Origin of the sequence: Burkholderia sp. Leaf177, from assembly GCF_001424345.1 — a bacterium.
Taxonomy (GTDB): domain Bacteria; phylum Pseudomonadota; class Gammaproteobacteria; order Burkholderiales; family Burkholderiaceae; genus Caballeronia.
Window position 1 is genome coordinate 71698 of sequence record NZ_LMPF01000024.1, and the last position, 14160, is coordinate 85857.

Genomic DNA, 14160 nt, shown 5'->3' on the forward strand with positions numbered 1-14160 from the left:
CTGCGTAGTGCGTGAATCAACGTTCCAGGCCCTCTCACATGAAGAACTGGAACATCAGACAATTGACTGCTAGGGTAAAACCCTCACGCCCCGGGGTCTGTGCGAATACGAACGCATCGCGCCCCGGATTGCAATTCGTTACATTCTCTGCGCCTGGCGCGGCTCGAGCACTTCCGCGTGCCGATCCTTGGTGCGTTCCACGGGTGCATTGAACGATCGCAGGAACGAGCGGATGCGTGAACGCCGGCGTTCGCGGCCGGACCGGGGCGGCTCGTCGCGCACGAATTCGGCGAACGACGCCATGAGTTGCTCACGCGCCGGATAAGAAAAACACGCGTGATCGAGCGTCTCGCAATGCTTCGTTTCGACATTGCGCCAATTGCGCATCCGGCGACCGCCCGCGCCAAAAAACACGGCGAACTCTTCGAGGCCGACGTCGGCGTTTCCATAAATGAACCGCACCTTGACGCCGCGCTCACCCAGACCACGCACCATTGCACGCACGCGCGAGCCGACCGAATTCACGCCGACCGTACGCTCCGCGAGATACGCCACGCTTGCCGAGAAACGCGTGCCCATGCGCCGCACGAGTTCGCGGGCGATAGGCGCAACGTCTCGCTGGCCGCGCAAAACACGCTTCCATTTGTGCGCGTTCACGAACGAACGGATGAACGTGCTGGTCGCCGTACGTGGCCGGTTTTCGTTTCCAACCAGCGGGAACGGATCTTCCGGCGAGTTGAATTTCGGCGTATTCACAAGCGTCAGCGACCGGATATAAGGGCTGACCGTGGCCGCATGCAAGCACAAATAGGCGCCCGAGCAGACGCCGAAACACGACACGTCGTCCAGGCCTCGCGCGGCAAGAAAAGCGGCGGCGGCAGCCACGTCGTCGCAGCTTCTGCGCATGAACAGCATCGAGACGGGACGTTCGTCGACGGGCGTCGCGCTGTCGCCGAGCGCACCGACGTCGAAGCGAAGTGAAGTCGTGCCTTCGCGCGCCAGCCTGCGCGCCAGCGTCACGGAAATGCGTGCATCGCCAATTCGATGTGTTGCGCCCGGGTTCACGAAAATGACCGAGCGGCGCGATGCCGTGGTTGCGATCGGCTCGCACAGAATGCCGAAGAGGCGGCCGTTATCGAAAATGACAGGGGTTTCGCGCACGCCGTCATCAATCAGCAAGGCCGCCGGAATATCTTTCGCGACAGACGCGGCGGCGACAGACGGCGTGCCGAGCCATTCCACGATGCGCGCAATGGCTGCGTGCGGCGTTTCCGTCACGCCGGATTCCTGCATGAACGCGCTGCATTCGTCGAACCGGTCGAACGACGCGTCGGCACCGGCGGCAGAGCAGGCATCGACCAGTTTTTTGGCACGCACCGGATCGTAGGAATCGAGCACGAGCAAACGGCGCGGAGGACGTTCGGCAAGATGCGCGTCGCGCAACAGGTCGAATTTGCTCAACACTGCCACGCTCGATACCACCAGCCGATGCCCTACGGCTTCCGCGTACCCGACATCGGCGGGCGTCGCTTCCACATAGATCCCGCCCGTCTCGAGCCAGTTCTGTTGCAGCAACCGGAGCTCGCGCAAATACTGGCGGCCCGACGAGACGGGCGCAAGCAGCACCAGCTCGCTGATGTCCTCGTCGGCGGCGACCATGGCCGCCAGCGTGGCGCCCAGGCGCAATCCGCACAACGCGACTTCCGTTACGCCAGTGGTTTGCTTCAGGAACGCAACGGCCGCCCGGATGCTTTGCAGCCAGCGCTCCAGTTGTTCCTTGCCTTCGCCGAAATCCTCGGATTCACCGGCTGAATCGCCCGTGCCGGCATAGTCGAAACGCAGCGTCGGTGATCCAGCGGCGGCCAGGTTTTCGGCCAGCACGCGCCAGCCCTTGTGGACCCACATTGCTTCGCGGCCAAATGGCTGACACAGCACGACCCCTCGCTTAGCGGATGACGCACCCTCGTGTAGCCAGCCAAAGCATTCGTCGAAAATTACAGGCTTCATCTCGGCATTGCGCCCGGAAAGAGCGTCGTTATTAAGTTGTGTGCGTATTACACGATTTGTAAGACATTGATTCAGTGCGCCTGCACACACACTCCCGACCCGGCCCTTATTTTCCCGCCACATTCGTCCGAACTTGCTGTGAATGGACAACGTTGCGCCGTCCGATGTTCGATGTCCCACAGACGCATATTTCTGCGGCAAGTCAAATAGCGCATCACGCCACGCCGTGCAAGCGCGGCACAACGACAAAAATACGCCGGGGAAACACATGGCCAGCCTATCTCACGAATCCAGTCAGCCTGCCGCGCCGAGTTTCTCGGTCTGCATCTGCACGCGCGACCGTCCTGAAGACCTCGCTCGGGCGCTGCGCTCGGTTGAAGCGTCGACGTATCCAGCGCACCAGATCATCGTCTCGGACGACAGCAAGGAACCGCACACTCGCGCCATGGTGACCTCCGAGTTTCCACAGGTCGTGTTTCTGGAAGGACCGCGCAAGGGGCTCGGCGCCAACCGCAACAGCGCGCTCGAGGCTGTCACGGGCACACACGTGGCGTTTATCGACGACGATGCCGCCCTGTCTCCCGACTTCCTAGCGCGCATGGCACAGTCGCTTCAAAATGGCGGTCAGCATCCGGAAAAACTGATTATTACGGGCTACGAACTGAATCACGGTGTGAAGATATTCGCCAATGGCACCACGTTTTTCGGTTATCAGTCGCGTGTGTATCGCGCCGGCGATTTCCAGGACACGGTGGTGATCAACAGCACGGTGTTTCCCGCGTGGCTTTTCAAGGTGATCCGTTTCGACGAACACCTGGTCTACGGTTACGACGAAGTCGACATCATGATGCGCGCCACGTTGCAGGGGAAATGCGCGGTCCGCTCGTTGCCGGAAGCCTTCAATTTCCATTACCCGTCCGTGGTGAACCGCGAGTACTACAGCTCGTTTACCGAAGCGTCGCGGGTTTATGTAACGCACAAGCGCTATAAATGGTTTGAACGCAAGCGCGCAAAAGCGGCCGTGTTCCTTACGCTCGCCATCGCCCACAACGTACTGCACAACGTGCGGTCGCATGGCCTGAAGGGCTTCTCGCGCAGCATGCGCACTGCCTCGCTCGCACTTGGCTACATTCGTCGATACACCCCGGAAGGACTGGCTCTCCAAAATGAAAATAACCGTACTCGTACCCACTTATCGTCGAACCTCGGATCTCGCCCGCTGCCTTGACGCGCTCGCGCGTCAACAGCGCGCGCCCGACGAAGTTTTGGTCGTGTGCCGTGGAGCCGATGAAGAAACGCAGGCGTGGCTTGCCATCGAAAAGTCGCGTGCCCGTTTGCCGCTCGTGAAGGTCGAAGTTTCGCAGGGCGGTCAGGTTGCTGCGTTGAACGCGGGACTCGATGCCGTCACTGGCGACATCGTTGCCATTACCGACGACGACGCCGCACCGCGTCCGGCTTGGCTCAAGCGCATTGAAGCGCATTTCGCGAGCGCGCCCGATGTGGGTGGCGTGGGCGGACGGGATTGGGTGCATGAGCATGGCGCGACCCTCGATGCGTCCGAGCCGGAAGTTGGCCGCTGGCAGTTTCCGGGCCGCGCGATCGGCAATCATCATCTGGGTGTGGGCGCGGCGCGCGACGTCGATTTCCTCAAGGGCGCGAACATGAGTTATAGGGTGAGCGCGATTCGCGGGAAGGCCATTCGCTTCGATACGCGTTTGCGCGGGACCGGTGCCCAGGTCAATAACGACATGGCGTTTGCTTCGGCCGTGCGGCGTGCGGGCTGGCGGCTTGTCTACGATCCGGCGGTGGAAGTGGATCACTATCCGGCGCAACGTTTCGATGAAGATGCTCGCGCGGTGCGTGGCAGCCGGAGCTGGGTTGCTATCGAGAACGAGTCATACAATTTGCATCTGGTCATACGCGATGAATATCGCGGCGTGCGCCGGCGGGTTGCTTTGATGTGGTTGATGGCGGTGGGACATGGCGCATGTCTGGGGTGGGTCAATCTGGCGCGGGCCCGGGTGGTTCATGGCGAGGGAACGGCATTGCAGCGCTGGCGCGCGGCTCGGAGTGGGGCCGCCATTGCGAAGAGGGATTTTGCGCAGCGCAGGTTGAGGAATGCGCAGGGGGAGTTTGCGGGGTGACGGGTGTTGGACAGGGTTGATGGCGGGTTGTTGCTTAGGTCTTCGCGGGTTTCTTGTTCGGGTTTTGACGCTGGCGCTCGGGCGGTTTTTTTGTAGTTGGTCGGGGTTTGTGCTGGGTTGGTACTGCTTGGGACTTCGCGGGTTCTGTCTTAGCTGATTTCTTTAGCACTGTTAGCCACTGTCCGTGGCGGGACTTCATTTCTTTGTCCAACGGCGACAAAGAAACGAAGCAAAGAAAACGCCTTCCAACCGCTAATTCTTAAGTGTCCACANGGCGGGACTTCATTTCTTTGTCCAACGGCGACAAAGAAACGAAGCAAAGAAAACGCCTTCCAACCGCTAATTCTTAAGTGTCCACAGCGTGCAGCGAGAGCTTTATGGCACGCAAGAAGCACCTTTAGCGCATAACCACGTCCCGCTGAAACCCTCCCCCTCCGTCAACACATACCCACACGCTTCGCCACCAGTGTCGGAATCCGTTGATACGGAAACCTGGCATACACATAACATTGGATTAAGCCTATAACAGGCCAAAGCATCTTGAACTACAAGCTTCGCTGCCAGTTCTGCGGCTTGTCCCGTTTGGGCGCTAGCGCGCGCAGCGCGGAGGCCTAGTTAGTGGATTCCCACACTCGTGGCGAAGCGTGTGGGTATCCGTGAACGGAGGGGGAGGATTTCAACAGGAAGGGGTTATGCGCTGAGGGTGCTTCTTGCGTGCCAAGCAGTTGTCGCTGCACGCTGTGGACACTTAAGAATTAGCGGTTGAGAGGCGTTTTCTTTGCTTCGTTTCTTTTTCGCCGTTGGAAAAAGAAATGAAGTGCCGCCACGCACAGTGGCTAACGGTGATAAAGAGAACAGCTAAGACAGAACCCACGAAGACCTAAGCAGCACCAACCCAGCATCAACCCCGACCGCTACAAAGCAACTGCCCGAGCGCCAGCGTTAAACCTTGCGAAAGAAAGTGCCGCCACGCACAGTGGCCAACAGTGATAAAGAAAACAGCCAACCCGTAACGCGCAAAAACCCAAAAAGCACACCCCCGCCCCATCTACATCACCCCCTCCCGAGCGCCAGCGACCCTCCCTTCCCTCCCCTCCCGAATCCCCTGTACCTTGCGCTCATCTATCGCGCGTTGATAGACCCCCAAATGATCCGCGCAAACGCGCTGCACCGAAAACCTCTCCATATCGCGGCTCGCCCGCTCCTTATACTGCGCCCGCACCGGCGAATCCATCAACAACCAGCCAATCTTCGCCGCCAATTGCCGCGGCTCCTCCGGCTCCACCAACACCCCCGCACCCTTCTCGAGCATCTCAGGAACACCCCCGACCCGGGTCGCGACAATCGCACAACCCGCCTCGCGCGCTTCACTCAACACCAACGGCCCCGGCGCCTGGTGCGGCGCAAACACAAAAACATCGGCGGATGCAAGATAAGCCCGCGGATCAGCCACAAAACCCGTGAACGTCACATAGTTCGCAATCCCAAGTTCTTCAGCCAAAACTTCCATCAACCCGCGGTCGGGTCCGTCACCCACGAGATAAAGCTGTGCATCGTGCGTGTGGCGTACGAGCGCAAACGCATGCAGGATATCCGCAATGCCGTTGCGCTCGAACATCGAGGAAACACACACCACGGCAGGACGCTGCAGATCGAGCGGTCGCGGCGACGGCCGGCCGTGATAACGCGGCGATCCAACCGTTCCGCTTGGAACCACACTCAGGATTCCAGCTGAAACGCCGCGCTCCAGCATGACGTCGCCCACCGCGTGACTTACCACGATCACCCGATCGCCAAAACGCATCAGCGACGCACTTTTCTGAATATCCTGATGTATGGTCGTGACCAGCGCGAAGCGCCGGCGCATGCTGCCAAAACGCGATATCAACGCGCCGGTCATCATGTGCGCATGAACCACATCGGGATTGAAGCGCTCGATCAACCGGCCAAATCCCGCGATCATCGCAGGCACGCGCCACGGCTGGCGCGACTGCTGAAGCAGCACGTGCGTCACGCCATGACGACGCAGCAACGACTCGTAACTTCCGCCCGATGACGCAACGGCAACATCGTGTCCGTTACGCGCCTGCGTACAGGCGAGATCGATCATTGCATTGACGGTGCCATTGCCGTTGCATTGCGCATGTGTGGCCAGGTGAACGATTTTCATGACTAGTTTTGCTTCGAGGTTGGACGGCGCCTGGGGCGCCGGGGCCCTTCTTTCTTCTTGCTGGCTATCGTCACGCGCCGAACGGCGCGCAACATCAATACGAGTCGATTGCTTCCCGGTAAACCGCTGCCGTCTGCGCCGCAATCACCGGCAGGTCGAAGTGGGCGCGCGCATAAGCACGGCACGCCTCCTCCGTTGGCAACGTCCTGCGGCCGAGCAACGCGCCGCTCAACCCCGCGCCCAAGGCCTGGAAACCGCCGGCTTCGAGTACGAGGTCTGGACTCAGCGGCGCCACGGCTTCCGGCAAACCGCCGACCGGCGTCACGATTACGGGCGTGCCGCTCGCAAGCGATTCAATGGTCGTCAGTCCAAATCCTTCCAGCGCGACCGTCGGCACAACCGACACGTTCGCGGCGCGATACCAGAGCGGCAGCGCTTCATCGGCGACAAAACCAGCGAGACGCACATGTTGCGAAAGCCCGCGATGATCGATCCTCGCCTGCAACGCGGCCATCAGCGGACCTTTCCCGGCAATAGTCAGGAGTACGTCTGGAACGGACTGTCGCACGATGAACATCGCATCGATAAGATCTTCCAGGCCCATGCGCGAGACCAGCCGGCGCACGCAAAACAAGATGGGACGATCCTGCGGCAGTCCGAGCGCGTTACGTGCCGCATGCTGATCGACGCCGGTGCTGAAGTGATTCACATCCACGCAACCGGGCACGATGCGGATCGTGTCCGCCTTCACGCCGTATTGCTTTTGCAAGACGTTGCCGAACGCCTGGGACAACACGATGTGCCGGTCCCCTTGCTGATACACATGCCGCTCCAGCGCCCGGCGTGCGCCCGCGCTTGCCTGGCCACGCGCACCGTGGGCCGATTCATCGCCCCATGGCCCGTGGAAGTGGATCACCTTCGGCACGCGCTTGAACTTGCCGAGCACCGGCGCCGCGTACAGCGCAAAGTGCGCCGCCACCACGTCGGGCTTACGTGCATCGCGCATTTCCGTAGCCGAACGGCGCACGGCACGCAGGCGCTTCAACAGCGGCGCGTCGGCTTCGGCGAACGGCGTCACCACGCCATTCGTGGAGGCATGCACGTTCTTCGTGCCCGCGACCAGCCCGCGAACCGATACACCTTGCGCCGGCAGCGACTGGATCAGCGCGGTCACCATGCGGTCGAGACCGCCGGGACGCTCGTCGAACCAGTTCATGCCAATTTGCAGCGAGTCGATCTTGCGCTCGCCGGACGTGTCTTTCGAGGCCTGGTTCATAGGTGCTTTGACACTTGGAGTTGCCCCCGGGATCATCGTGGATTTCAATACCGTGCTCATGTTTTCACCGAAACAGTCTCGCGGTGCGACCGCGTATTGTGGTTTGCTTTTTTGCCAATCTTGCGGTTCGCGGCGATCTCTTCGAACAGCGCGAGATACCGTGCCGCCATGGTCTGCCAGGACAACGTCGCGGCGAGCGCCTGCGCCGCATGGCCCATGTCGCGCGTGCGCACCGGGTCGGATGCGAGCCGCGTGATGGCGTCGGCGAGGGGACGTTCATCGTCCGGATCGTCCAGCACCACGCCGCACTCGGGCGTGATGACTTCCGCGCCGCCCGATGTATGCACGGTGATCACCGGCAAACCCGATGCCAGTGCTTCGAGCATGACGAGGCTCATCGCTTCATAACGCGATGGAAAAACGAAGGCATCGGCGCAACGCATCAGCGCCGGCATGTCGCGGATCATGCCCACGAAATGCACGCGGTCGGCAATCCCGAGTTCCGCGGCCATCGCCGGATAAGGACTCTTTTCCGTACCGGCCGCGACCGTCAGATGAACGCTCGGCGAGCACGTGACCATGGCGCGAAGCACGGTATCGATGTTCTTGCGGCCCGTGCGTATATCGCCGGCAAAAAGCAGCATGAACGGCGTTTCGGGAAGCTTGAAACGCGCGCGCTGCGATGTCTGCGAAGGATCTGGAGAGAACTCGACGTTATCCACGCCGTTGTGAATCACGCGGATCTTGTCGCGCGGCATGCCGAGATCGACCAGTTCGGTGGCGACCTTTTCCGATACCGGCACGAGCACGCCGGCGCGCTTGAATGCCCAGCGCTCGCACCATGAATTCAGCCGCGTGAACAACACCTGGTACGCGGCGTACGGGCCGCCGCTCAGGCGAAACGGGTAATAACCGCTCTTGAACCAGCCGGTGTGAACGAAGTGAATGGCGCTGACATCCGAACGCGTCCACGCGATAAAACCATTGACCTGCACGACATCGAATTCGGCGCGATGGGCGCGGATCCAGGCCGCTGCGCGCAACGCGAAAGCCTGGTATTTCAGCAAGCGCGTGGGCACGCGGCTCGGCGCAATCCGCACGACGGTGATGCGCGGATGACGGGACAGGGTTTCATCGACCGTCGTGCTGAGCAACGTGACCGAGTGGCCCGCAGCGAGCGCCGCTTGCACGACCTCGTAGTTGACACGCCCTTGTCCGTCGTTCTTGCCGACGGTATGGGTGACGATAAGCAGGTTCATGCGATCCTCGTTGGATACTGAAAGGCCGGCCGTGCGATCGGCCCGCTCGACAATGGCGTTCATGGGACCAGCGGCGAAGGCAACGCAATGCTTTGCTGGGCGGCGGTACCGGAAGGCGCCAGCGTTTCAGCATCGGCGGCGCGCTGTTGCGCTTTCATCCGTCGACTGACGCGCGTCTGCATTTCGAGCGCATAGCGCCGTCCGGCAACCGGCAGCATCACGCCGATAAAAAAGAACAACCCGCCTCCGCCCACGAGCGTGTTGAGGAACACCATCATTGCAAGGATGCCGAAGGCGGCGGCTGTGCCGGCCACGGCAAAGCGATCGTTCTTGCGACCGAAGCTCGCAACGAATGCACGCAGCACCAGCATCGCCACGCCGGCGACGTAAAGCAGCGTGCCCGGCCAGCCCAGAACGAAAGGCACTTCCATCAGGCCGCTGTCGAAGTCGACGCTGCTCGACGACGAACTGTCGCCGGAGAGCTTCGAACCAAGGCCGGTCATGCCGAGTCCCTGTCCGGCGATGTTGGTCGTCATCTCCGAGAGGAAATGTTTGTAGATCTCGGTACGCGTCTGGTAGCTGTCGTCCTGATCGAGCTGCGTGACCGTTTCTAAACGCGCCGTGGCCTTTTCAGTGATCTCGTCCACCATCAGCGCTGGCGAACACAACAGCACGATCGCGGCGATAGCGCCAGCCAGGCGCAGGCGGCTGCGGCCATCGAGCATGATGAACAGATACAGCAGACCGATGCCGAGACCGCCGAGCACGCTGCGCGACATGGTGCCGATCAGCGCCGGAACCGCCAGGCCGCCGGCGAGCATCGCCATCTTGTTGCGCGCGGCGAGCGTCATCACCAGGCAGACCATCATGGCAATCGCGAACGGACCCGACGAGTTCATCGTGCTCGATACACGCATGGAATACGGCAAGGCGACGCCTTCGGAGACCATCCCCGAATTCTGCAGCCAGAACGCGTCCCATGCCGGCGGATTGACGTACTGGAACACGCCATACGCCGCGATCACGAAACCGCCGAAGACGAAGGTCTTGAGCAGGACACGATGATATTCGGGGTAATGCCGCCACGTGACCAGCACATGGAAACCGACGAGCACCGGAAACAGCCACGAGATCAGCACGTACGACGCGGCCGCAATGCCTGCTCCCACCATGCCGATGAAATAGCCATACAGCGTGGCGAGCACGATCAACGTAAGCGGGATTGCCCGCCGTTGCATCAGCACGCGAAAGTGGGTCAGCAGGTTCACGCCGCAAATTGCAGCGGCCATCACCGGGGCCAGCATGATGAGGCTGCGATCGCTGAACGCGCCGTTGAAATAGTCGGCAAGGCGCCGCACTTCGGGCGTCAGGAAAAACAGCCACAGCACGAACGACAGGTAATGCGCGGGCGAACGCCGGAAAAGCAGCGCGGCGACCATCAGTGCGCCGGCGGGAAAAATGAATTCGAGCAAGCGGCCCTGGTGCAGCACCAGGAGCAGAATGGTGATCGCCGTGAATCCCACAGGGGCGATCATCAGGCGGCGCCGTCGAGCCGCTTCAGCGCGCTTTTTCGCCTCGGGCGAAATGCCGGCGCTCGCGGCGCGCGCGCCCTGACCGGACGCCGATGAGTCGGCGGCCATCTTCTCGCGCTGCGCCATCCAAGGCGTTTTCCACGTCTCGACGTGTCCATCCTGCGACTCGTCTCGAACATTCGTGATCGAAACACTCGACATCGTGCAATCCTGAAAAGTAGAGGTCGGCTCGGTTGAGCGTGCATTGCACGCAGCCTCGCGTCCTCTGTGTCATTTGGAAACGTCCAATGCCGACGTTGGGCACCTGCATGATCAAACGTGCTGCTACGGCGTCAGATCAATTCGACTACATCGATACAACCCGCCGTCCTCGCCGCGCCCAGGTTCAGCCGGCTTTTGCGTACGAGTCCGATCGTGCGCACCCCGCGCTCGTCGAACGGTCCTTCGTTCTTGCGAAAACCAAATGCTTCGTAAAATCCGCGCAATCCAACCGGCGCGAGCAAACGGATACTGCGTCCCGGCCACCGTTCGCCTGCCGTCGCGATCACCCGCTCGATCAGCGCGTGCGCGGTGCCATCGCAGCGCCGCAGCGGACTTGTCAGGATCTTGTCCACCAGGACTTCCGCGCTTCCCGCCGCGCCTTCTTGCAAACGCGCATAAGCAATGACGGGCATCGAACGGGAAATGTCTTCGACGGCGAAGACATGAACCGACGTTTCGTCGCGCCCGTCCGGGTCCAGATGCACGCAGGACTGTTCGACAACGAACACAGCGCTCCTTGCCCGGAGGATCAAATACAGCTCCCGCGCGGTGATCTGCTCGAAGTCGAGGGCTTTCCAGTTCATGTCCCGGTCCGGTCGTGAGGAGGCCGGCAGCACCGGCTTGTTCCATGTTCATACGATACGTCGCCAACCGCGCAGCTTCCGTGCGGCATCGCACCGACGCCACCCCTTGTCAATTCGTTAAATACGGTCATCGGAGAGCAATCCGGCAATGAGGAACGGCAGCGAGAAAAAGCCCGGCATCCAGCAACATGGAATGACCGCCCGGCTTCACAACAAGCGTGCCGTTACGGATTGCAAGACCAACCCGATCCGGTAACGCAACGAGCCAAGTTGAAACGGCAGCGGCCGGTTTTAGGTGACACACCTTTAGTGACGCTTCTTTGGGGGGCTATTAAATGAAATCCGCATTGCGCCGCATCCTTACCGAATCCGCCCGGCTCGACGTGCCGGCCGAATCACTCGCTGACGACGCCGATCTGTATGCAGCGGGGCTGTCGTCGCTGGCAACCGTTCATCTGATGCTCGCCGTGGAAGACGAGTTCAACATCGAGATTCCCGATCGCATGCTCACGCGGCGGCTGTTTTCGTCTATCGATGCACTCGCTGCAGCGGTGACCGAGCTGCAACAGGCCCAGGCGGCCGCATGAACGCCCCGGTGCAGGCCGCTGTGTTGACAGCGAACGCCGACCACGCTGCAGTCACTGCGGCGCAGATCGTGGAAGAGGTACGGCAGGCATCGGCTGAACCTTTCTGGCTCGCCGCCACGCGACGTGTCGCGCAGGTCGCCGCACAGCACGCTGCCGCGGTCGATCGCGAAGCACGTTTCCCGGTTGAAGCGTTCGAAGCCATGCGCCGCGAGCGGCTTATGTCGGCGATGGTGCCGGCGAAACTCGGCGGCGCCGGCCTCACGCTTTCCGAAATCGCGCGCATTAGCGAAACGCTCGGGCACGCGTGTTCGTCGACGGCAATGGTCTACGCGATGCATCAAAGCCAGGTGGCGTGCCTTGTCGATCAAGGCAACGACGTTCCCTGGATTCGCCAGACGATCGCCCGCCTGATCGATGAACAATGGCTGCTGGCTTCCGCCACGTCGGAAGAAACGATTGGCGGCAACATGCGCAACAGCGCCTGCGCGGTCGAACTGACCGACGGCGCGTTTCGCATCGAAAAACTCGCGCCGACCATTTCATACGGCGCGCATGCCGACTGCATCCTGGTCACTGCGCGCCGCAGCGCCGACGCAAGTCCGTCCGACCAAGTGCTGATCGTGGCGCCGCGCAACTGCTTCATGCTGGAAAAGCGCGGCGGCTGGGATTCGCTCGGCATGCGCGGAACGTGTAGCGAAGCCTTCCGGCTGACCGCCACGGGACGCGCCGCGCAGATCCTGCCCGTGCCGTTCGCCCAGATCGCGGACCAGACCATGTTGCCGGTCTCGCACACGCTCTGGGCCGCGGTCTGGATCGGCATCACGTCCGACGCCGTGAATCGCGCGCATCAGTTTTTCCGCGCGCAGGCACGCGGCAAGCCCGGCGCGCTGCCGCCTTCGGCGGGACGCCTCGCCAACGCGGTTGCGCAATTGCGGATGATGCAGGCACGCCTGAAGGACGCACTCGATGCCGCCAGCGTTGCGTCGACCGAACGCGTGGCGCGCGATGCCCGTGAAGCATGCGACTTCGATACGCCCCTCGGCGCGTCGTTGAGCCTGGCATCGGACATGAACACGCTCAAGCTCAGCATTTCATCGGCGGCGCTCGAGGTCGTGCAGGAAACGCTGATGATCTGCGGCATGGCAGGATACAAAAACAACACTGAATACAGCGTCGGGCGTCATCTGCGCGATCTTTTTTCCGCGCCCTTGATGATCAGCAACGATCGCATCCAATTGAACACGGCAAACCTGCTGCTCGCGCAGCGCACGCCGGCTACGGGGAGAATCTAGGACATGAACACGCTCACGGATGTCGCGGCCATTGAAGCTGCAAGCGCAACGAACACCTACAACGCTTCGGATGTGACGCTGCGCGCGCGCATGATCGAAGCGGGGATCCTGATCGAAACCGGCGAAGACGGCCTGTATGGACGCAGCCACGTGTTCGAAGATGTGATCGATCGCCTGAACAACGCCATCTCGCTGCTGGGTGCGGATCAGGAAGCCGAAGTGCTGCGCTTTCCGCCGGCCATGCGCCGCCACGACTTCGAGGACAGCGAGTACCTGAAAAGCTTCCCCGATCTCGCCGGCTCGATCCACTCGTTCCAGGGCAACGACCGCGGTCATCACCGGCTGCTGGCGGCGCTCGAAAAAACCGTGTCGGTCGGCGAAGAAGAACGCACCGACGAATGGATGGACCAGCAAAAGCCGACGCGCCTCGTGCTCACGCCGGCCGCCTGCTACCCCATCTATCCGGTGGTCGCCAAGCGCGGCGCGCTGGCCGAAGACGGTGCGACCGTCGACGTGTTTGCGTACTGCTTCCGCCACGAACCGTCTATCGATCCGAGCCGCATGCAGATGTTCCGGATGCGCGAATACGTACGTTTCGGCAGCCCCGAGCAAGTCATGGCGTTCCGCCAGAAGTGGATCAAGCGCGGTTCGCTGCTCGTGAACCTGCTGGGCTTGCCGTTTGAAATCGATCTCGCCAACGACCCGTTCTTTGGCCGCGGCGGCAAGATCGTGGCCGACAGCCAGCGTGCACAGGAACTCAAGTTCGAATTGCTGATCCCGGTTGCAACGCCGGACCGGCCGACCGCCTGCCTGTCGTTCAACTATCACATGGAACACTTCGGCGAAATCTGGAAGATCGCCCAGGCGAACGGTGAAGTAGCGCATACGGCATGCGTGGGTTTTGGCATGGAACGCACCACGCTCGCCCTCTTCCGTCATCACGGTCTGGACGTCAAGGCGTGGCCGGCGGAAGTGCGTGATTTCCTCTGGGGCGATACGCAATCGCGCATCACCACCGGGCTCGAGGCACTTTCATGACAGCCGTCTA

The 14160-nt window shown here is 61.5% G+C and carries 11 protein-coding genes; 5 read left to right on the forward strand and 6 right to left on the reverse strand.

The genetic code is table 11. From position 1 onward, the window contains the following. Positions 1 to 138 precede the first annotated feature (138 nt). Complete coding sequence (locus ASG35_RS24770; RefSeq protein WP_156393348.1) at positions 139 to 1935, reverse strand: alpha/beta hydrolase; 1797 nt, start codon at positions 1933 to 1935, stop codon at positions 139 to 141. A 340-nt stretch (positions 1936 to 2275) separates the two neighbouring features. Here ASG35_RS24770 and ASG35_RS24775 point away from each other — a divergent pair, with 340 nt between their 5' ends. Both ASG35_RS24775 and ASG35_RS24780 read left to right on the forward strand, forming a co-directional pair. Next, the gene (locus tag ASG35_RS24775; RefSeq protein ID WP_162244440.1) at positions 2276 to 3235 is read left to right on the forward strand and encodes a glycosyltransferase family 2 protein; all 960 of its coding nucleotides are present in this window, start codon (positions 2276 to 2278) and stop codon (positions 3233 to 3235) included. Further along, positions 3174 to 4151 carry a glycosyltransferase family 2 protein gene (locus ASG35_RS24780; RefSeq protein ID WP_056364006.1) on the forward strand — a complete coding sequence of 326 codons (978 nt, stop codon included), beginning with the start codon at positions 3174 to 3176 and terminating at the stop codon, positions 4149 to 4151. Before ASG35_RS24775 ends, ASG35_RS24780 begins: the two co-directional genes overlap by 62 nt. A 1048-nt stretch (positions 4152 to 5199) precedes the next feature. Here the strand turns inward: ASG35_RS24780 and ASG35_RS24785 are convergent. The 5 genes from ASG35_RS24785 to ASG35_RS24805 form a co-directional block, all read right to left on the reverse strand. Then, entirely contained in the window at positions 5200 to 6321 is a 1122-nt protein-coding gene (locus ASG35_RS24785; RefSeq protein WP_056364007.1) for a glycosyltransferase family 4 protein, read from the reverse strand. A 94-nt stretch (positions 6322 to 6415) separates the two neighbouring features. After that, positions 6416 to 7597, reverse strand: a complete 1182-nt coding sequence (locus ASG35_RS24790) for a glycosyltransferase family 4 protein (protein ID WP_056364009.1) — start codon at positions 7595 to 7597, stop codon at positions 6416 to 6418. 56 nt (positions 7598 to 7653) lie between these two features. Then, on the reverse strand, positions 7654 to 8856 hold the full coding sequence (locus ASG35_RS24795) for a glycosyltransferase family 4 protein (RefSeq protein WP_056364613.1): 1203 nt from the start codon (positions 8854 to 8856) through the stop codon (positions 7654 to 7656). A 59-nt stretch (positions 8857 to 8915) separates the two neighbouring features. Next, complete coding sequence (locus ASG35_RS24800; protein ID WP_082508596.1) at positions 8916 to 10589, reverse strand: O-antigen ligase family protein; 1674 nt, start codon at positions 10587 to 10589, stop codon at positions 8916 to 8918. A 131-nt stretch (positions 10590 to 10720) separates the two neighbouring features. After that, on the reverse strand, positions 10721 to 11233 hold the full coding sequence (locus ASG35_RS24805) for a GNAT family N-acetyltransferase (protein WP_056364011.1): 513 nt from the start codon (positions 11231 to 11233) through the stop codon (positions 10721 to 10723). Positions 11234 to 11568: 335 nt separating this feature from the next. On the opposite strand from ASG35_RS24805, the gene ASG35_RS24810 reads away from it, so the two are divergent. Genes ASG35_RS24810 through ASG35_RS24820 form a run of 3 tightly spaced genes read left to right on the forward strand, consistent with a single transcriptional unit; the run spans position 11569 to position 14150 of the window. Beyond that, positions 11569 to 11820, forward strand: a complete 252-nt coding sequence (locus ASG35_RS24810; RefSeq protein WP_056364015.1) for an acyl carrier protein — start codon at positions 11569 to 11571, stop codon at positions 11818 to 11820. Beyond that, on the forward strand, positions 11817 to 13112 hold the full coding sequence (locus tag ASG35_RS24815) for an acyl-CoA dehydrogenase family protein (RefSeq protein WP_056364017.1): 1296 nt from the start codon (positions 11817 to 11819) through the stop codon (positions 13110 to 13112). The genes ASG35_RS24810 and ASG35_RS24815 overlap by 4 nt, the downstream gene beginning before the upstream one ends. Positions 13113 to 13115: 3 nt before the next feature. After that, positions 13116 to 14150, forward strand: a complete 1035-nt coding sequence (locus ASG35_RS24820; protein ID WP_056364019.1) for an amino acid--[acyl-carrier-protein] ligase — start codon at positions 13116 to 13118, stop codon at positions 14148 to 14150. The last annotated feature ends 10 nt before the right edge of the window (positions 14151 to 14160 follow it).